Genomic DNA, 17,376 nt, shown 5'->3' with positions numbered 1-17,376 from the left:
TAAGGCAACACAGCCAGGGCTGCATCGCCTAATTTTGCAAGTTGGACATGCGCTTATCGCAAACCGACTTCGCGCTTAAACTGCGCGTTCGACCATCATCTTCTTGATTTCGGCAATCGCCTTGGCCGGGTTCAGACCCTTCGGGCAGGTCTTGGCGCAGTTCATGATGGTGTGACAGCGATAGAGCTTGAACGGATCTTCCAGCTCGTCCAGACGCTCACCCGTGGCTTCATCCCGGCTGTCGATGATCCAGCGATAAGCGTGCAGCAACGCGGCGGGGCCAAGATACCGATCGCCGTTCCACCAGTAGCTGGGGCAAGATGTCGAGCAACTGGCGCACATCACGCATTCATACAGACCATCCAGCTTTTTTCGGTCCTCGATCGACTGCTTCCATTCCTTCGCAGGGCGGTTGGTCTTGGTTTCCAGCCACGGCATGATCGATGCATGTTGAGCATAGAAGTGTGTCAGATCAGGGATCAGGTCCTTGACCACCGGCATATGTGGCAGCGGATAGATTTTCACGTCGCCCTTGATCTCATCCATGCCATAGATACAGGCCAGCGTGTTGATCCCATCGATGTTCATCGCACAAGAGCCACAGATGCCTTCGCGGCAAGACCGGCGGAATGTCAACGTCGGATCGATCTCGTTCTTGATCTTGATCAGCGCGTCCAGAACCATCGGACCGCACGTGTCCATATCGACGAAATACGTGTCGACGCGCGGGTTTTGTCCGTCATCGGGATTCCAGCGATAGATCTGGAACTTGCGCACATTCTTGGCGCCGTCCGGCTTGGGCCAGGTCTTGCCGGTGGTAATCCGGGAATTCTTGGGCAGGGTCAGTTGAACCATGTCAATTCTCCATTCAGCACAAGGCCGCCTTTCAGCCTGTCCGGGCGTTCTGGGACGCCCCTCGATTGTAATGCCCCCAATGGGCGATGTTCACGTCAAAATCCGGCGAGAGCCAGTCCGCAACGCTTTGCGGGTCATCTTTGTCGATATCATAGCGCAGGAAACGGGGTTTTCCGTCGAAATAGGCTTCGACCTCGGCGTGGTGCACATCGTACATATACGCCCAGCCTTGTTTCACCTCATCCGCTGCCAGGCCATTGGCCTTGCAGCATCGTTCCAGATAGCCACCGCCGGAATGGCTGGCCCGTGAGTTGATCCATTCCTTGCGATTACGTGTGTTCAGCAAAAAGTAGGCGTCCGGGTAAGCCGCGTGCAGTTCACGAAAGAACCGTGCACCGTCCAGCACGAAGCGCGAATTGACAAAGGCGATGTCGGTGAAAGCCCGAACCGCACCGAACCCATCCAAGGGCCTACGCCCCATGGCAATATTGGTCATCATGCGATGTGCAAGGTTTTGGCCCTGCTCATCTTCCCAATGTACGGACGGAATTCCGCTGTTTTGGAACAGCTTATGAAACGAGGTCGTCGCACAGCGGTTCAAACCGATCAGGATGATCTTGGGGTCGCTTGACCCCGAATTCAGAACTTCGACCGTCATGACAAGCACCAAGCACACGTCATCTGCAGGCTGATCGCCAACGTCAGGGTTGTGGGAATTTGGCGCTTGCACTGCATTGCGAGGTTTCCCAGCCCTTAGAACGTCCGCGCTTTGGGCGCGATCTTCTGCAGGCTGATACCGCCTTGATCTTCGGTCGTCAGCGGATCAACGATGACCGGGCGATAGCTGAGGTCAACTGCGCTGCCCTCAACCCGGCTGACCGTATGCACCCGCCAGTTTTCATCATCACGCTCGCTGAAGTCCTCATGCGCATGGGCACCACGGGATTCCTTGCGGGCTTCAGCACCGACGATAGTGGCCAACGCATTGGGCATCAGGTTCGTCAGTTCCAGCGTTTCCATCAGATCGCTGTTCCAGACCAACGAGCGGTCGGTAACTTGCAAATCATCCATTTTGGCAGCAATCGCGGTCATCTTTTCGACGCCCTCGGCCATGGTTTTGGCGGTACGGAATACGGCTGCGTCCGCCTGCATGGTTTTCTGCATCTCCAGCCGAAGTTCTGCGGTCGGGACCGAGCCACTGGCGTTGCGAACCGCATCGAACCGGTCAAAGGCTTTGTCGACCGACGCTTGGTTCAGAACCGGGTTGGCAGCTTCGGCATCCACGACTTTACCAGCCCGGATTGCAGCCGCCCGGCCAAACACCACGAGGTCGATCAGCGAGTTCGAACCCAGACGGTTTGCGCCGTGGACCGAAGCACAACCAGCTTCACCCACGGCCATCAAGCCGGGGACAACAGCCGTCGGGTCATCGGCAGTCGGGTTCAGAACCTCACCCCAATAGTTGGTCGGAATACCGCCCATATTGTAATGCACGGTCGGCAAAACCGGGATGGGTTCCTTGGTGACGTCCACGCCTGCGAAAATCTTGGCGCTTTCCGAGATGCCGGGCAGACGCTCGGCCAGAGCTTCGGCAGGCAGGTGCGACAGGTTCAGGTGGATGTGATCCCCTTCCGCCCCGACACCGCGGCCTTCACGGATCTCCATCGTCATCGAACGCGATACATAGTCACGCGGCGCGAGGTCCTTGTACTGGGGCGCATAACGCTCCATGAACCGCTCGCCTTCCGAGTTGGTCAGATAGCCGCCCTCGCCGCGTGCACCTTCGGTGATCAGGCAGCCCGAACCGTAGATACCAGTTGGGTGGAACTGCACAAACTCCATGTCTTGCAGCGCAAGGCCCGCGCGCGCCACCATACCGCCACCGTCGCCGGTGCATGTATGGGCAGAGGTGGCGCTGAAATAGGCGCGACCATAACCACCGGTCGCCAGCACCACCATCTTAGCGTTGAAAACATGCATCGTGCCGTCGTCCAATTTCCAGCAGACGACGCCCTGACATTCACCATCATCGGACATGATCAGGTCAATGGCGAAATATTCGACATAGAACTCAGCATTGTTTTTCAGCGACTGACCATACAGCGTGTGCAAGATCGCGTGGCCGGTCCGGTCCGCCGCAGCGCAGGTGCGCTGCACGGCTGGGCCTTCGCCGAACTCGGTGGTGTGACCACCAAAGGGGCGCTGATAGATCTTGCCTTCTTCGGTACGGCTGAACGGAACCCCATAATGTTCCAACTCGTAAACCGCCTTGGGCGCCTCGCGCGCCAGGTATTCCATCGCGTCGGTGTCGCCCAGCCAGTCCGAGCCCTTGACGGTGTCATACATGTGCCACTGCCAGGTGTCTGGACCCATGTTCGATAGCGATGCGGCGATGCCGCCCTGCGCTGCCACAGTATGAGAGCGGGTCGGGAATACCTTGGTCACACAGGCCGTGCGCAAACCTTGCTCTGCCATGCCCAAAGTCGCCCGCAGACCGGCCCCACCGGCGCCGACAACGACCACGTCATAATCATGCGTTTCGTATTCGTATGCAGCCATTTCTTTCAGCTCCGGGAATTAAAGGGCAATGCGCGCGATGGCGAAGATGCCAGCCGCTGCTGCGCCATAAGACAAACAGGTCACCAGAATGATCAGGACCTTTTCAAGCGTGCCATGAACATAGTCTTCCAGCATCACTTGCGCGCCGTCTGCGAAATGTTTGAAGCCGACCGCCAGCGTCAGCGCTGCAACAATTGCAGGGAAGGGACGTGAATAGTAATCCAGAACCACGTCAAACGGCTGACCCAGAACCGGGCCGAAAGTGAAAACAAACAACGGCACGAGGATCAGCAAAGCCACCGAGCTGACTTTCATGGCCCAGAAATGGGCAGTACCGGATTTCGCCGAGCCCAGACCCGCTGCGCGTTTTCGATCGGTTAGGTAACGCATCTCAGTCCTCCAATCACGCGACAATAACAAGGGTCAGAAGGGTCAGGACGACCGACCCGATCACAACCGCCCAGCCAAGCTTTGTAGCGGTGGGAAGGTCCAGGCCAACCGCGTTGTCCCAGATCAGGTGCCGGACGCCTGCCAGCGTATGATACCAAAGGCCCCAAACGGACAGCGCCATTACCAGATCCCCAAGCATCGAGGTGATCACCCCATTTGCCACTGCAAACGCCTCGGGCGACGTGGCAGCGGCCAAGAACCACCAGACGATCAGCAGGCCAGCCACAAGCAGGGCGTTGCCGGTAATGCGTGTCAGGATGGATGTGACCGACGTCAGCTGCGGACGGTAGATCGACAGATGCGGCGAAAGTGGGCGGTTGCCCCGATTTACATCGGCCATGGCGGCTCCTTTTCGGTTGGCTACCGAACGTTTTACTGTTTTTTGCGATACTGTCACGTGCTGCGGCTGCAAAAAACAGTAAATTCGGCGCAAATTGGCGGATATTCTCAATATGTGATCACACAAAATAATGTCGTGATCACATATGACATTCCTCTTCATCAATGTTAGCGTTTTCAAAGGTAAAAGGATGTGATCACGAATCCTTTAACATGTCATCTCAACCCTGCGGTTTGCTGCGTCACTTCGCGCAGCAGTTTTCTGCGAATTCTTTCCGGGTAGTCAGCGAACCCAGCTGCGGAAACCACAAAAGCGCCTTCGCCCACGATGACATTTTCAAAGAAGTATGCCGTCAGATCCGGTTCGCTTTCCTCAATGGCCAGTGCGTTGACCACAACGCCTCGGTCCCGCAAGGCCGTGTGGACCTGGGTCGGCTCGACGCCTTCATTCGAGACGCCGTCACCTGACAAATCGATTAGATGCCGGGCGCAGTTGGAAACCGGCTCGAACGAGTCGAGCGTCGTTTGGAGCGCTTCCCCAATCGCAGTTGAGAAATTCCGCCAGATGCGCGGATCAGCAGAAACCTGACCCGCAAACCGATCCAAAGCAGCGAAACTGTCGATACGGGTCCAGGGAATCGTAATCCGTTGGCGCGACGATCCGGTCCATTGCACCAGCATCAGCTGCGCCTGACCACGGACCAATGCCTCGGACACGATTGGGTCACGCAGACCGGCGGCCAGGCCATCCATCTGAATGCGGTATTCATTGCTGTCAACCGAGCCGGACACATCCACCGCCAAGGCCAAAGCCAAATCGCAGGCGTGGGCCGCCGGTGCCAAAAAGAGGCTGGTCACTATCGCGCGCAGAACATGCATGGTGCAAACCTAGCACGCCCTGCACGCTATGAGGTCACATAACCGTCAGTTCGCTTATTGCGGCATCAGCGCCCAATAATCGAGATCCAGAAGCACGTCTGGCAAATACCGCCCCTGGTCGTTTTTCAACGCGAACGGCGCACCTCCTTTGGTCGCCACCAAGCGCAGCCGGATCGCACCCACACCTGGTACGCCGGTTTCTGCCTTGTCCAGAACCTCGGACCAAGCCTTGATGGTATCGCCTGCAAAGCAAGGGTTGGCATGTGCCCCACCGTTCAGGCCAACGATCATCTGCGCATTTGCCAAGCCATTGAACGACAAGGTGCGCGCCATCGAAATGACATGGCCCCCATAGATCAACCGGCCTTCAGGCCGGAACGTCAGATCGAAATGCACCTTGGCAGTGTTCTGCCACAGGCGGGTGGCCAACATATGCTCGGCCTCTTCCACGGTGACACCATCGACATGGTCGATCTTCTCGCCGATTTCATAGTCCCCCCAGCGGTGCGGCTCACCAGCCAAAGCAAAATCGTAGTTCGAGAAATCGAGGCCTTCGGGAACGATGAGGTCCTTCGGATCGAGCGTCTTTTTCAACTCGGGAACAACTGTTTCGGGCGCTGGCGCGTCGACATTTGCTTTGCGCACCATGACCCAACGAACGTATTCGAGCACAACCTCGTCCAACTGGTTCAGACCGCGGGTACGCACCCAAACAACACCGGTTTTTCCGTTCGAGTTCTGCTTGACACCGATCACCTCGGATACTGATCGAAGCGTATCACCTGCATAGACGGGTTTCAGCCAACGACCCTCTGCGTAACCAAGGTTGGCAACCGCATTCAGCGAAACATCAGGCACCGTTTTACCAAACACCAGATGAAACGCGGCCAGATCATCAATCGGGCTTTCAGGCAAACCGCAATCCCGGGCAAATTCGTCCGAGGAGTACAGCGCATGACGTGCAGGATAGAGCGCATGGTACAGGCCGCGCTCTCCCTCAGTCACCGTGCGTGGCACGGCATGTTGCAACACCTGCCCTACGGAATAATCCTCAAAAAATCGGCCCGGATTTGTTTTTGCCATTACTGCTGTCCCAGTTTCATTTCGGGGGAATAGTCGGCCTCGACCTCTTTGGTCACGGCCTGCGCACAACGCATCACGTTGTTTGCAGTGTCAAAGGCATAGGACGGGTCGCCATACAGCTCCCACCCTTTGGCCAGCGCGTCAGACACTTTGTGGCAGAAGGCCGATGTGTCTTCTTCGGTCAACAAGCGATAGAGTTTTGCCATCAGTCAGGTCCCTATGAGCCGAACGGAGACGGGCCGACCAGCCCATGGATATAGCCGATAACCCCCAACAGAACGATCGAACCCACAAAGAACATAGCATCCTTGCCATAAGTGCCGGGCTCAGCCGGGGTCCAGTCGGGTTCGGACTTGTTGATTACGATCACCTCGACCACTGCCCAAGCCAGAAGGCCGCCGAACAGGATGATCGAGGAGAGATCGCCGTTCACCAACAAATGCGCAAAGGCCCACAGTTTGAAACCGCCCAGCATCGGGTGGCGCAGCTTGTTCAGCACCCGGCCTTTTGTACCGGCAGGGCTCATCATGTAGATCGCGATCAGCACCAACAGGTTGTTGACGTGGATCAGGAAGGTTGGAGGTGCCCAGACATAGATGAAATCGGTCATACGATAGCCGAAGATCATCAACAGAATGGACGCGACCAGAGCCAAAGCAACGGCGCCTTTACCCTCGCCGCCCATCGCTGCGCGGCGTTCAGGCGCCACGCGTTTGAAAAGATGTGCCGCCCACCACAGCGCCACACCAAGAATTAGAAGAACAAAGCCCATGATGGCTTACCCCGCTTGCAAAGCTGAAATCGCTTCTGCTTTTGCCAGAATTTCACGGGCGGTTGCAACGTGCAGGTTCTCAACAATTTTGCCATCGACGACAGCGACACCCTGCCCTTGCGCTTCGACTTCTTCAAACGCAACGATCTGTCGGCGCGCCAGATCTATCTCCGCGTCAGACGGTGCGTAGGCGGCATTTGTGATCTCAACCTGCGCGGGATGGATCAGAGTCTTGCCATCAAAACCCATGTCGCGACCTTGCGCACATTCAGCGGCCAGACCTTCGCCATCCTTGAACGCGTTATAAACACCATCGACGATGATCAGCCCTTCGGCCTTGGCCGCCAGCAAGCACAGACCCAGCGAGGTCATTAGCGGCAGACGGTCAGGACGGAAACGGGTTTGCAGTTCTTTCGCAAGGTCGTTTGTGCCCATCACAAACCCGGCCATCAGGGGATGAGTGGCGATCTCTGCCGCGTTGAGCATTCCGCGCGGCGTTTCCATCATGGCCCAGATCGGCAGATCTCCGGTAATCGCTGCCAGTGCATCCACGTCGGCCGCCGAGTTCACCTTGGGCAGAAGGACAACGTCGGCATCCATATCGCGCACCGCCTCGGCATCGGCACGGCCCCATTCGGTGTCCAGCCCGTTGATCCGGACGATCTTGACCCGCGCCCCGTAACCTCCGGCAGCCAGAGCCGCCTTGAGAGTTTCGCGTGCATTGTCCTTCTCGTCCGCTGCGACTGCATCCTCCAGATCGAAGATGATCGCATCCACAGGCAAAGTGCGGGCTTTGTCCAAGGCCCGGTCTTTCGAACCCGGGATATAGAGAACCGAACGGTAGGGGCGCTGACGAGGATCCATGGACCACTCCATCTGAAATAAAGTTGCGCGAAATGGGGCATTTTTTGTCGGAAAGTTCAAGGAGAAAAACGCCGCAGCGCAGCGAAAGCGACGCAACGTGCTTTGCCTTAACTGAAATTCGCCGCCTCCGCCCTACCCTGACCAGAACGTGGAATCGAAAAGGGTACGGGATGGAAAAGACACTGCTTAAGATGACGGTGGGTCTTGGGATCATGGTTCTGGCAGCACAACAGGTTCAGGCTCAGGGTCAGAATTGCGGACCGCGAGAGGACGTGTTGACGCGGTTGCATGAAGCCTATGGCGAAACACGCCGGGGCCTTGGGCTAGCCCGACAAGGCGCTGTGATGGAGCTTTTTGCCTCGGGCGAAAGCGGCAGTTGGACAATCACCGTGACTTTGCCCAACGGGATCACCTGCCTGGTGGCTTCTGGTCAGGCGTATGAGGACGTGGCCGATGCCCTGCCCCCAAATGCCTGATCACGTGAGCGCGTCCCAGATCAGCTTGCTGCCCGTCAACGTCAGCAACACATAGGCAATTCCAAAGAAAAGGCGCTCGGACATCATGAAATGCGCCCGAACGCCAAGCCATGCCCCAAGGATGGCAAAGGGTGTCAGCAACATATCCGCCAATGCTGTATGCCAAGTGAACATGCCCAAAAACGCGTAGGGTATAAATTTCGCGACATTGATGACCCAGAAGACCAGCACGGTGCTGGCTTGAAACTCGGTCTTCGACAGCCGTTGCGACAACAGATATACAGCGGCGGGCGGTCCTCCGGCGTGGCTGACAAAACTGGTGAAACCAGCGACCAACCCGGCAAACAGCCCAGCCGAAGGTGGCAGGCGATTGACGAATCCACGTACCCAACCTCTGGTCTGCGCAATGTGCCAGATAACAAACCCGACCGAAATGCCCCCGATCAGCAATCGCAGCAGATCGTCATCCGTTGCCCGAAAAAGCCATGCGCCCAGCGCGACACCCGGCAAGGCGCCCAAAATCAGCTGGCGTGAATCCGGCCAGTTCCACCGTTCCCAATAAGGGCCCAAAGTGGCCATGTCGATTACCATCAGGATCGGCAGCATCAGCGACAAAGCCTGTCCGGGCTCCAATATCAATGCCAGAATCGACGAGGATGCAAAGGCCACACCAGAGCCGAACCCACCCTTCGAAATACCGGCAAAGATCACCGCAGGGATCGCCACAGCAAAAAACATCAGGTTCAATTCGAACATGCGCCGATCCCGGTTTTGGCTTGTCTCAAAGGCCGTTTAGCGCAATCACACCTGGGCATGCAAACGGTATGCGGTTGTATGCCACGCAGCAGGAGTCTTGCTTATTGCCGTTATAGCGACTAGCACAACCGCGATTTCAAAACCGACCGGAGATATTCCAAATGGCCAGACCCAAGATTGCGCTGATCGGCGCGGGGAACATCGGCGGCACGCTTGCGCATCTTGCAGCTGTCAAAGAACTGGGTGACGTAGTCCTGTTTGACATCGCTGACGGCTTGCCGCAGGGCAAGGCGCTCGACATCGCCGAGTCCGGCCCGTCCGAAGGCTTTGACGCCTCAATGAAAGGCACCAGCGACTATGCCGATATCGCCGGTGCGGATGTGTGCATCGTGACCGCAGGCGTGGCCCGCAAACCGGGTATGAGCCGCGATGACCTGCTGGGTATCAACCTGAAAGTCATGAAGTCTGTCGGCGAAGGCATTGCCGCACATGCGCCCGATGCGTTCGTGATCTGCATTACTAACCCGCTGGACGCCATGGTCTGGGCGCTGCGCGAATTCTCTGGCCTGCCGCATAACAAAGTCTGCGGCATGGCTGGCGTGTTGGACTCGGCACGCTTTGCACACTTCCTGTCGGAAGAGTTCAACGTCTCGATGCGTGACGTCACCGCTTTTGTGCTGGGTGGCCACGGCGACACCATGGTGCCGTCGGTACGTTACTCGACCGTTGCCGGTATCCCGCTGCCCGATCTGGTCGAGATGGGCTGGACCACGCAGGAAAATCTGGACGCCATCGTTCAGCGCACCCGTGATGGCGGTGCCGAAATTGTTGGCCTGCTGAAAACCGGCTCGGCTTATTACGCGCCTGCCACCTCGGCGATCGAAATGGCCGAAGCCTTTCTGAAAGACCAAAAGCGCGTTCTGCCTTGTGCGGCGTACTGCAACGGTGAACTGGGTGTAGACGGCCTGTACGTTGGTGTCCCGACTGTAATCGGTGCCGGTGGCGTGGAACGTATCGTCGACATCAAGCTGAACGAAGACGAACAAGCCGGTTTCGACAACTCGGTCAACGCCGTGAAGGGCCTGATCGACGCGTGCAAAGGCATCGACAACTCGCTGGCGTAAGTCAAACCATAAACTCACAGATAAGGCCGGCCCATTTTTTTGGGCCGGTTTTCTTTTGATCCAGGCTAATCCGGGTCGCCAATGTTGGCGCAAACGTCGCAAATCCTTTTTTTGAATGTGATTTCCAGTACCTGCACAAGTTTTTCGAATCAACGAGTAAAGCAGCAAATTTTGTGATCACACCCCAAAAACCCGTGATCACAAATAGCAAAAATCTTCGCTAAAAACCTCATGCACGTCAAAAAACCCTTTAAATTTGACCGCTAGACACCCCTATAACGGTTAAACGCAGTCAGACGGGACAATTTCGATGAACATTCACGAATATCAGGCCAAGGCTCTTCTACGCAGCTATGGCGCTCCGGTCTCCGATGGTCGCGCCGTGCTGCGCGCCGAGGAAGCCAAAACCGCAGCCGGTGAACTGGACGGCCCCCTTTGGGTGGTCAAGGCTCAGATCCACGCAGGCGGACGCGGCAAGGGTTCCTTTAAAGAGGCCGATGCAGGTGAAAAAGGCGGTGTCCGTCTGACCAAGTCGGTTGAAGAAGCGGCCGAGGAAGCCAAGAAGATGCTGGGCCGTACGCTGGTCACACATCAGACCGGCCCCGCAGGCAAGCAGGTCAACCGCATCTATATCGAGGCCGGCTCCGGCATCGAGCGCGAGCTGTATCTGGCCCTGCTGGTAGATCGCCAGACCAGCCGCATCTCGTTCGTCTGCTCGACCGAAGGCGGCATGGACATTGAAGAAGTGGCCGCTGCCACGCCCGAAAAAATCCTGTCCTTCTCGGTCGATCCGGCCACCGGCTATCAGCCCTACCATGGCCGCCGCATCGCCTTCTCGCTGGGTCTGCAAGGCGCGCAGGTCAAGCAATGCGTAAAACTGATGAACCAGCTCTATAACGCCTTCGTCGAGAAGGATATGGAGATGCTGGAGATCAACCCGCTGATCGTCTCTGACAGTGGCGACCTGAAAGTGCTGGACGCCAAGGTCGGCTTTGACGGCAACGCGGTCTACCGCCACCCGGATATCGCCGAGCTGCGCGACACGACCGAGGAAGACCCCAAGGAACTGGAAGCCTCGAAATACGACCTGAACTACATCGCGTTGGATGGTGAGATCGGCTGCATGGTCAACGGTGCCGGTCTGGCGATGGCGACGATGGACATCATCAAGCTCTATGGGGCCGAGCCTGCCAACTTCCTCGACGTGGGTGGTGGTGCGACCAAAGAGAAAGTGACCGAAGCGTTCAAGATCATCACCTCGGACCCGCAGGTCAAAGGCATTCTGGTCAACATCTTCGGCGGCATCATGCGCTGTGATGTGATTGCCGAGGGCGTTGTCGCTGCGGTGAAAGAGGTCGGCCTGCAGGTTCCGCTGGTCGTGCGCCTGGAAGGCACCAATGTCGAGAAAGGCAAAGAGATCATCAACACCTCTGGCCTGGACGTGATCGCAGCGGACAACCTGAAAGACGGTGCCGAGAAGATCGTGAAGGCGGTTAAGGGTTAAAGATGGCAATAGGGACAACCGATCTTGAGCCACACGGTTCTTTGGATCGTGAAGCTGCGCTGAAACTTGCAGTAGTTGCTTTTCAAGATGCAGGATCGGAGATTTCTTCGAGACTGGCAATGCGAGAGAAACTTGTCGAAGTTTACTTAGTTTCTTCGATCTCGTTACTCGCGGCTTTCCTGGTTGCAGCGCGGCTTGTTCCTGACTTCCCAATCTCGCTTTATGTAGTGGCACCGATTTTGTCTCTAACAATGTCACTACTTATTAAGTCCCACTACGTGGCACTTGAAGCTTTAGCCAACTACATAAGAACTGACCTTAACACGTCGTTTATCCATCTGGGCGCTTGGGTCCCTTATTGGGACTACCACAATCGAAATGGTGACACAGGGCGTGGGACAAAGCTGGACAAAAGCAGAGCACGCTTTGCTGCGCATGTTTGTGCAATACATACGCCAACTCTTGTCTCGCTTATCGTCTTTGGAGCCACGGTTATTTATGAAGGCAGGAACAACATTTCTGCAACTGACGGAATGGTGTACTTCAATGGTTTTGTCTTCATAATCTCCGTCTTCATTTTCCTGTATGCCGTAGGCTGCACTGTCAGCACCATTGGAATCCGAGACACTACAAATCAAACTTCTCCCGCTGTGCCTTCTTGGGCAAGTAATCTAGTGGGCGAACAAATGAAAACTCAAAAAACCGAGGAAATTTAGACAAATGGCAGTCCTCATCGACGAAAATACCAAAGTGATCTGTCAGGGCTTTACCGGCTCGCAGGGCACATTCCACTCTGAACAGGCCATCGCCTATGGCACCAAGATGGTCGGCGGCGTGACCCCCGGCAAAGGCGGGATGACCCATCTTGACCTGCCCGTGTTCAACTCGGTCCACGAGGCCAAGCATGTGACCGAAGCCAATGCCTCGGTGATCTATGTTCCGCCGCCGTTTGCTGCGGATTCGATCCTCGAAGCGATTGATGCCGAGATGGAAGTGATCGTCTGCATCACCGAAGGCATCCCGGTTCTGGACATGATGAAGGTGAAGCGCGCGCTGGAAGGCTCAAGCTCGCGCCTGATCGGCCCCAACTGCCCCGGTGTCATCACTCCCGACGCCTGCAAGATCGGCATTATGCCCGGCCACATCCACAAGCGTGGCTCGGTCGGCGTTGTGTCGCGTTCGGGCACCTTGACCTATGAGGCGGTCAAGCAGACCACCGACGTGGGTCTGGGCCAGTCCACCTGCGTGGGCATCGGCGGCGACCCGATCAAAGGCACCGAGCATATCGATGTGCTGGAATGGTTCCTGGCCGATGACGAGACCCACTCGATCATTATGATCGGTGAGATCGGTGGGTCAGCCGAGGAAGAAGCCGCACAGTTCCTGGCGGATGAGGCCAAGAAAGGCCGCAAGAAGCCGACCGCTGGTTTCATCGCAGGCCGCACAGCCCCTCCGGGCCGCCGCATGGGCCACGCGGGCGCTATTGTCGCCGGTGGCAAAGGCGGTGCCGAGGACAAGATCGAAGCCATGCGCTCGGCCGGTATCGTCGTGGCCGAAAGCCCGGCGCAGCTGGGTGAGGCTGTGCTGGAAGCGATTGGGTAAACTGTGACTGTCCCTTGCACATATGTGCTGAGGGCAGCGCCCGTCCGCGGGTGGGTGCGAAGCGCCCGCCCATGGGAGCGGTCGGGCGCTGCCTGGCAGTGTCGCTGGGCAGGATGGCCTTGATGGGACCTAAACAAGCCATATCGTTTGGTTTTCTAAAAGCGCTCGTCTTCTCGGGCAGGGCTCCCCGCGCCGAGTTTTGGTGGTTCGCGCCAGTGGCCGCTATGCTGCCTGCAGCTGTAGCAATGAGCCTTGAATGGAGCGTTTCCTTGAGCTGGGGAATTGGGCAGTTGCTTTTGGTGATGGCGGCCTCTCTCCCTTTGCTCTCTGCTATGAGCCGACGGCTACAGGATGCTGGCGAGGAGTGTCACCAGGCCGTGTATCCTTTCCTATTGATTATCCTCGTCTGGCTCGGATATCAGGTCTTCTTGGGGTTTAGTTTGCTGATAGGTGGGCCGATTTTGTGGCTGATCTTAGCATTCCTGACCCTAGGGTCAGTTTTTCTGGCGGCACTCGTAGCGAGTGTGATGGTAACAGCAAACATCGTAGGAATGATGCTTGTTGCGTCTGAGCCCAAGATTAATCGATTTGGCGTGCCATGTGGAGATGTGCCCGCATGACCTTCTCTGACGCCATCCGCACCTGTTTCTCCAAGTTCTTCACCTTCTCGGGCCGTGCCTCGCGCCCCGAATACTGGTTCTTTTTTCTTTTCATCGTGATCTGGAGCTTCATCGCAGGGATCATCGACTGGCAGTTCTTCACTCAGGTCGCGATCACAGAAAGCGACGAGGTCAAATCCATCACCGCTACGTCCCGCCAACCGGTGCAGAGCATCGTCGGTCTGATCGTGTTCTTCCCGCATCTGGCGGTCGCGTTCCGGCGTATGCACGATACAGGGCGCAGTGGGCTGTATGCCCTGCTGCCGATCCTGCTGATTGTTGGGGCCTTTGCCGTTCTGATCTTTGGTATCGGCCTTGCCAGCCAGTTCCATGGCGGAACGCTCGACATATTGTTTACCCGCGCAACATTGCTGATCGTCATTCCGACACTTATCGTTCTGTTTGTGTCGCCCCTTCTGGTTCTGTGGTGGCTGACCCGCCCCAGCCAACCAGGTGCCAATCAATACGGTCCCAACCCAACAGAGGTAGCCCAATGACCGAACACTCGCCCAACTCTGCCTTTCATGCCTCGAGCTTCATGCAGGGGCATAATGCCGAATACCTGGAGCAACTTTATGCCCAATACACCAAGAACCCCGGTGCAGTAGACGCTGCCTGGGTCGAGTTCTTCAGGGCCATGGGCGACGCCGCGCCGGATGTGCAACGCGAAGCCGAGGGGCCGTCCTGGGCGCGCACCGACTGGCCCCCGGTGCCTGCCGACGATCTGACCGGTGCCCTGACCGGGGAATGGGCCGAGATTGATGCCAAAGCGGCGGGCAAGAAGATCAAGGACAAGGCCGAGGCAAAGGGTGTTGAGGTCAGTGATGACCAGATCAAGCGCGCGGTACTGGACAGTTTGCGGGCGCTGATGCTGATCCGGGCCTATCGTATTCGGGGGCATCTGGCCGCTGATCTGGACCCGCTTGGCATGCGCGCGGCAACTAATCACCCTGAGCTCGACCCCAAGACTTATGGCTTCACCGACACCGACATGGATCGCCCGATCTTTATCGACAACGTCTTGGGACTTCAGGTCGCCTCAATGCGGCAGATCGTCGAGATCGTGAAGCGGACGTATTGTGGCACCTTCGCGCTGCAATACATGCATATCTCGAACCCGGAAGAGGCAGCGTGGCTGAAAGAGCGGATCGAGGGCTATGGCAAGGAAATCGCCTTCACCAAGGAAGGCCGCAAGGCGATCCTGAACAAGATGGTCGAGGCCGAAGGTTTCGAGAAATTCCTGCATGTCAAATACATGGGCACCAAGCGCTTTGGTCTGGACGGCGGTGAAGCTCTGATCCCCGCGATGGAACAGATCATCAAACGCGGTGGCGCGCTTGGCCTTAGCGACATCGTGATTGGGATGCCGCACCGGGGTCGTCTGAACATACTGGCCAACGTGATGCGCAAGCCGTATCGCGCCATTTTTAATGAATTTCAGGGTGGTAGTTTCAAGCCGGACGAAGTGGATGGCTCGGGTGACGTGAAATACCACCTTGGGGCCTCCAGCGACCGCGAATTCGACGGCAACTCTGTGCACCTGTCGCTGACCGCCAACCCCTCACACCTTGAGGCGGTGAACCCGGTGGTTCTAGGCAAAGTTCGCGCCAAGCAGGATCAGCTTGGTGATACTGATCGCACCAAGGCAATGGCCATTCTGCTGCACGGGGACGCGGCGTTTGCCGGTCAGGGTGTTGTGGCCGAAGGCTTTGGTCTGAGCGGTCTGCGCGGGCATCGCACCGGCGGGACCATGCATATCGTTGTGAACAACCAGATCGGGTTCACCACCGCGCCGCACTTCTCGCGCTCCAGCCCTTATCCGACGGATATCGCGCTGATGGTTGAAGCACCGATCTTCCACGTGAACGGTGATGACCCAGAGGCCGTGGTCCATGCGGCCAAAGTGGCGACCGAGTTCCGTCAGAAATTCCACAAGGACGTGGTTCTGGATATCTTCTGCTACCGCCGGTTTGGTCACAACGAGGGCGACGAGCCCATGTTCACCAACCCGATCATGTACAAGAAGATCAAGACGCACAAAACCACGCTGTCTTTGTACACCGAGCGCCTCGTCAAGGACGGACTGATCCCCGAGGGTGAGATCGAGGACATGAAGGCCACCTTCCAGGCGCATCTGAACGATGAATTCGAAGCCGGAAAAGACTATAAGCCCAACAAGGCCGACTGGCTGGATGGGCGCTGGTCGCATCTGGACAAGAACAAAGACGAATACATGCGCGGCGAGACCGCGATCACGCCGGACACTCTGGCCGAAATTGGCGGTGCGCTGACCCGCGCACCAGGCGGATTTGCCATGCACAAGACAGTCGGTCGTCTGCTTGAGCACAAAAAGCAGATGTTTGAAACCGGTACGGGCTTTGACTGGGCCACCGGCGAGGCTCTGGCCTTTGGGTCGTTGCTGACCGAGGGGTACCCGGTACGTCTGGCCGGGCAGGACGCCACGCGTGGCACCTTCAGCCAACGCCATTCGGGGTTCATCCACCAGGAAACCGAAGAACGGTATTACCCGCTGAACAACATTCGTGCGGGTCAGTCGCATTACGAAGTAATCGACTCGATGCTGTCAGAGTACGCGGTTCTTGGATTTGAATACGGCTACTCGCTGGCCGAACCCAACGCGCTGGTTCTGTGGGAGGCGCAATTTGGCGATTTCGCCAACGGAGCGCAGATCATGTTCGACCAGTTCATCAGCTCGGGTGAGTCAAAATGGCTGCGGATGTCAGGTCTGGTAAACCTGCTGCCGCACGGGTTCGAAGGGCAAGGCCCTGAACACTCGTCGGCGCGACTGGAGCGGTTCCTGCAGATGTGCGGTCAAGACAACTGGATCGTGGCTAACTGTACAACGCCTGCGAACTATTTCCATATCCTGCGTCGGCAGCTGCACCGCACCTTCCGCAAGCCGCTGATCCTGGTGACACCAAAATCGCTGCTGCGCCACAAACTGGCAGTCAGCACGGCGGAGGATTTCACCACCGGGTCCAGCTTCCACCGAGTGCTTTGGGATGATGCGCAGAAAGGTAACTCTGATACCAAGCTGGTGGCAGACGAGAAGATCAAACGCGTCGTGATGTGTTCCGGGAAAGTCTATTTTGACCTGCTGGAGGAACGCGATGCACGTGGAATCGACGACGTCTACCTGATGCGGATCGAACAGTTTTATCCCTTCCCGGCCCACTCGCTGATCAACGAGCTCGAACGGTTCAAGAATGCCGAAATGGTCTGGTGTCAGGAAGAGCCCAAGAACCAGGGTGCGTGGACCTTTATCGAACCCAATATCGAATGGGTTCTGTCCCGTATCGGCGCAAAACACACTCGTCCGGCTTATGCTGGTCGCGCAACATCGGCCTCGCCCGCGACGGGTCTGGCCAGCCAACACAAAGCCCAACAAGAAGCGCTGGTTAACGAAGCGCTAAGCATCGAAGGAAAGTAAGCG

19 protein-coding genes are annotated in these 17,376 nt (G+C 57.1%); 8 read left to right on the top strand and 11 right to left on the bottom strand.

Annotation, left to right across the window (positions count from 1 at the left end):
• Positions 1–75: 75 nt before the first annotated feature.
• The 10 genes from AC2FJZ_RS08560 to AC2FJZ_RS08515 form a co-directional block, all read right to left on the bottom strand.
• On the bottom strand, positions 76–855 hold the full coding sequence (locus tag AC2FJZ_RS08560; protein ID WP_050604073.1) for a succinate dehydrogenase iron-sulfur subunit: 780 nt from the start codon (positions 853–855) through the stop codon (positions 76–78).
• Between the two features lie 31 nt (positions 856–886).
• Entirely contained in the window at positions 887–1,513 is a 627-nt protein-coding gene (locus tag AC2FJZ_RS08555) for a sulfotransferase (protein ID WP_496777020.1), read from the bottom strand.
• Between the two features lie 95 nt (positions 1,514–1,608).
• A complete protein-coding gene (gene sdhA / locus AC2FJZ_RS08550; RefSeq protein ID WP_496777018.1) occupies positions 1,609–3,414 on the bottom strand; it encodes a succinate dehydrogenase flavoprotein subunit in 1,806 nt (601 codons plus the stop codon).
• A gap of 18 nt (positions 3,415–3,432) precedes the next feature.
• Complete coding sequence (gene sdhD / locus AC2FJZ_RS08545; protein ID WP_050604070.1) at positions 3,433–3,804, bottom strand: succinate dehydrogenase, hydrophobic membrane anchor protein; 372 nt, start codon at positions 3,802–3,804, stop codon at positions 3,433–3,435.
• Positions 3,805–3,817: 13 nt separating this feature from the next.
• Entirely contained in the window at positions 3,818–4,204 is a 387-nt protein-coding gene (sdhC, locus tag AC2FJZ_RS08540) for a succinate dehydrogenase, cytochrome b556 subunit (RefSeq protein ID WP_050604233.1), read from the bottom strand.
• Positions 4,205–4,419: 215 nt separating this feature from the next.
• Entirely contained in the window at positions 4,420–5,082 is a 663-nt protein-coding gene (locus AC2FJZ_RS08535) for a DUF1194 domain-containing protein (RefSeq protein WP_496777016.1), read from the bottom strand.
• Positions 5,083–5,136: 54 nt separating this feature from the next.
• Positions 5,137–6,165: a MaoC family dehydratase gene (locus AC2FJZ_RS08530; protein ID WP_496777014.1), complete on the bottom strand. Its 1,029-nt coding sequence runs from the start codon at positions 6,163–6,165 to the stop codon at positions 5,137–5,139.
• Positions 6,165–6,371: a DUF1737 domain-containing protein gene (locus AC2FJZ_RS08525; RefSeq protein WP_171093669.1), complete on the bottom strand. Its 207-nt coding sequence runs from the start codon at positions 6,369–6,371 to the stop codon at positions 6,165–6,167. The genes AC2FJZ_RS08530 and AC2FJZ_RS08525 overlap by 1 nt, the downstream gene beginning before the upstream one ends.
• Positions 6,372–6,382: 11 nt before the next feature.
• Complete coding sequence (locus AC2FJZ_RS08520) at positions 6,383–6,937, bottom strand: NnrU family protein (protein ID WP_496777012.1); 555 nt, start codon at positions 6,935–6,937, stop codon at positions 6,383–6,385.
• A gap of 6 nt (positions 6,938–6,943) precedes the next feature.
• The gene (locus AC2FJZ_RS08515) at positions 6,944–7,801 is read right to left on the bottom strand and encodes an HpcH/HpaI aldolase/citrate lyase family protein (RefSeq protein ID WP_496777010.1); all 858 of its coding nucleotides are present in this window, start codon (positions 7,799–7,801) and stop codon (positions 6,944–6,946) included.
• A 170-nt stretch (positions 7,802–7,971) separates the two neighbouring features.
• Here AC2FJZ_RS08515 and AC2FJZ_RS08510 point away from each other — a divergent pair, with 170 nt between their 5' ends.
• Entirely contained in the window at positions 7,972–8,277 is a 306-nt protein-coding gene (locus tag AC2FJZ_RS08510) for a hypothetical protein (RefSeq protein ID WP_496777009.1), read from the top strand.
• Here the strand turns inward: AC2FJZ_RS08510 and AC2FJZ_RS08505 are convergent, their stop codons facing one another.
• The gene (locus AC2FJZ_RS08505) at positions 8,278–9,033 is read right to left on the bottom strand and encodes a sulfite exporter TauE/SafE family protein (protein ID WP_496777007.1); all 756 of its coding nucleotides are present in this window, start codon (positions 9,031–9,033) and stop codon (positions 8,278–8,280) included.
• A 161-nt stretch (positions 9,034–9,194) separates the two neighbouring features.
• On the opposite strand from AC2FJZ_RS08505, the gene mdh reads away from it, so the two are divergent.
• The 7 genes from mdh to AC2FJZ_RS08470 all read left to right on the top strand — a co-directional run bounded on the left by mdh (position 9,195) and on the right by AC2FJZ_RS08470 (position 17,373).
• Positions 9,195–10,157, top strand: coding sequence for a malate dehydrogenase (gene mdh / locus AC2FJZ_RS08500; protein WP_050604062.1), 963 nt, complete (start codon positions 9,195–9,197; stop codon positions 10,155–10,157).
• 310 nt (positions 10,158–10,467) lie between these two features.
• Positions 10,468–11,661 (top strand): ADP-forming succinate--CoA ligase subunit beta, encoded by a 1,194-nt coding sequence (gene sucC / locus AC2FJZ_RS08495; protein ID WP_171183956.1) that lies wholly within the window; start codon positions 10,468–10,470, stop codon positions 11,659–11,661.
• Between the two features lie 2 nt (positions 11,662–11,663).
• The gene (locus AC2FJZ_RS08490) at positions 11,664–12,377 is read left to right on the top strand and encodes a hypothetical protein (protein WP_496777005.1); all 714 of its coding nucleotides are present in this window, start codon (positions 11,664–11,666) and stop codon (positions 12,375–12,377) included.
• A 4-nt stretch (positions 12,378–12,381) separates the two neighbouring features.
• On the top strand, positions 12,382–13,263 hold the full coding sequence (gene sucD, locus AC2FJZ_RS08485) for a succinate--CoA ligase subunit alpha (RefSeq protein ID WP_480476431.1): 882 nt from the start codon (positions 12,382–12,384) through the stop codon (positions 13,261–13,263).
• A gap of 122 nt (positions 13,264–13,385) precedes the next feature.
• Positions 13,386–13,883, top strand: coding sequence for a DUF805 domain-containing protein (locus tag AC2FJZ_RS08480; RefSeq protein WP_496668586.1), 498 nt, complete (start codon positions 13,386–13,388; stop codon positions 13,881–13,883).
• Positions 13,880–14,419 (top strand): DUF805 domain-containing protein, encoded by a 540-nt coding sequence (locus AC2FJZ_RS08475; protein ID WP_050604056.1) that lies wholly within the window; start codon positions 13,880–13,882, stop codon positions 14,417–14,419. The genes AC2FJZ_RS08480 and AC2FJZ_RS08475 overlap by 4 nt, the downstream gene beginning before the upstream one ends.
• Positions 14,416–17,373: a 2-oxoglutarate dehydrogenase E1 component gene (locus AC2FJZ_RS08470; RefSeq protein WP_496777003.1), complete on the top strand. Its 2,958-nt coding sequence runs from the start codon at positions 14,416–14,418 to the stop codon at positions 17,371–17,373. The genes AC2FJZ_RS08475 and AC2FJZ_RS08470 overlap by 4 nt, the downstream gene beginning before the upstream one ends.
• The last annotated feature ends 3 nt before the right edge of the window (positions 17,374–17,376 follow it).

This window comes from Ruegeria sp. CDSA079 (assembly GCF_059612245.1).
The sequence above is the reverse complement of the archived record's forward strand: the minus strand, read 5'-3'. Positions and strand labels throughout refer to the sequence as shown.

Excerpts from the sequence above, each read along its gene's own strand:
- AC2FJZ_RS08560 (WP_050604073.1), bottom strand. The coding sequence starts at position 855 with ATGGTTCAACTGACCCTGCCCAAGAATTCCCGGATTACCACCGGCAAG.
- AC2FJZ_RS08555 (WP_496777020.1), bottom strand. The coding sequence starts at position 1,513 with ATGACGGTCGAAGTTCTGAATTCGGGGTCAAGCGACCCCAAGATCATC.
- sdhA (WP_496777018.1), bottom strand. The coding sequence starts at position 3,414 with ATGGCTGCATACGAATACGAAACGCATGATTATGACGTGGTCGTTGTC.
- sdhD (WP_050604070.1), bottom strand. The coding sequence starts at position 3,804 with ATGCGTTACCTAACCGATCGAAAACGCGCAGCGGGTCTGGGCTCGGCG.
- sdhC (WP_050604233.1), bottom strand. The coding sequence starts at position 4,204 with ATGGCCGATGTAAATCGGGGCAACCGCCCACTTTCGCCGCATCTGTCG.
- AC2FJZ_RS08535 (WP_496777016.1), bottom strand. The coding sequence starts at position 5,082 with ATGCATGTTCTGCGCGCGATAGTGACCAGCCTCTTTTTGGCACCGGCG.
- AC2FJZ_RS08530 (WP_496777014.1), bottom strand. The coding sequence starts at position 6,165 with ATGGCAAAAACAAATCCGGGCCGATTTTTTGAGGATTATTCCGTAGGG.
- AC2FJZ_RS08525 (WP_171093669.1), bottom strand. The coding sequence starts at position 6,371 with ATGGCAAAACTCTATCGCTTGTTGACCGAAGAAGACACATCGGCCTTC.
- AC2FJZ_RS08520 (WP_496777012.1), bottom strand. The coding sequence starts at position 6,937 with ATGGGCTTTGTTCTTCTAATTCTTGGTGTGGCGCTGTGGTGGGCGGCA.
- AC2FJZ_RS08515 (WP_496777010.1), bottom strand. The coding sequence starts at position 7,801 with ATGGATCCTCGTCAGCGCCCCTACCGTTCGGTTCTCTATATCCCGGGT.
- AC2FJZ_RS08510 (WP_496777009.1), top strand. The coding sequence starts at position 7,972 with ATGGAAAAGACACTGCTTAAGATGACGGTGGGTCTTGGGATCATGGTT.
- AC2FJZ_RS08505 (WP_496777007.1), bottom strand. The coding sequence starts at position 9,033 with ATGTTCGAATTGAACCTGATGTTTTTTGCTGTGGCGATCCCTGCGGTG.
- mdh (WP_050604062.1), top strand. The coding sequence starts at position 9,195 with ATGGCCAGACCCAAGATTGCGCTGATCGGCGCGGGGAACATCGGCGGC.
- sucC (WP_171183956.1), top strand. The coding sequence starts at position 10,468 with ATGAACATTCACGAATATCAGGCCAAGGCTCTTCTACGCAGCTATGGC.
- AC2FJZ_RS08490 (WP_496777005.1), top strand. The coding sequence starts at position 11,664 with ATGGCAATAGGGACAACCGATCTTGAGCCACACGGTTCTTTGGATCGT.
- sucD (WP_480476431.1), top strand. The coding sequence starts at position 12,382 with ATGGCAGTCCTCATCGACGAAAATACCAAAGTGATCTGTCAGGGCTTT.
- AC2FJZ_RS08480 (WP_496668586.1), top strand. The coding sequence starts at position 13,386 with ATGGGACCTAAACAAGCCATATCGTTTGGTTTTCTAAAAGCGCTCGTC.
- AC2FJZ_RS08475 (WP_050604056.1), top strand. The coding sequence starts at position 13,880 with ATGACCTTCTCTGACGCCATCCGCACCTGTTTCTCCAAGTTCTTCACC.
- AC2FJZ_RS08470 (WP_496777003.1), top strand. The coding sequence starts at position 14,416 with ATGACCGAACACTCGCCCAACTCTGCCTTTCATGCCTCGAGCTTCATG.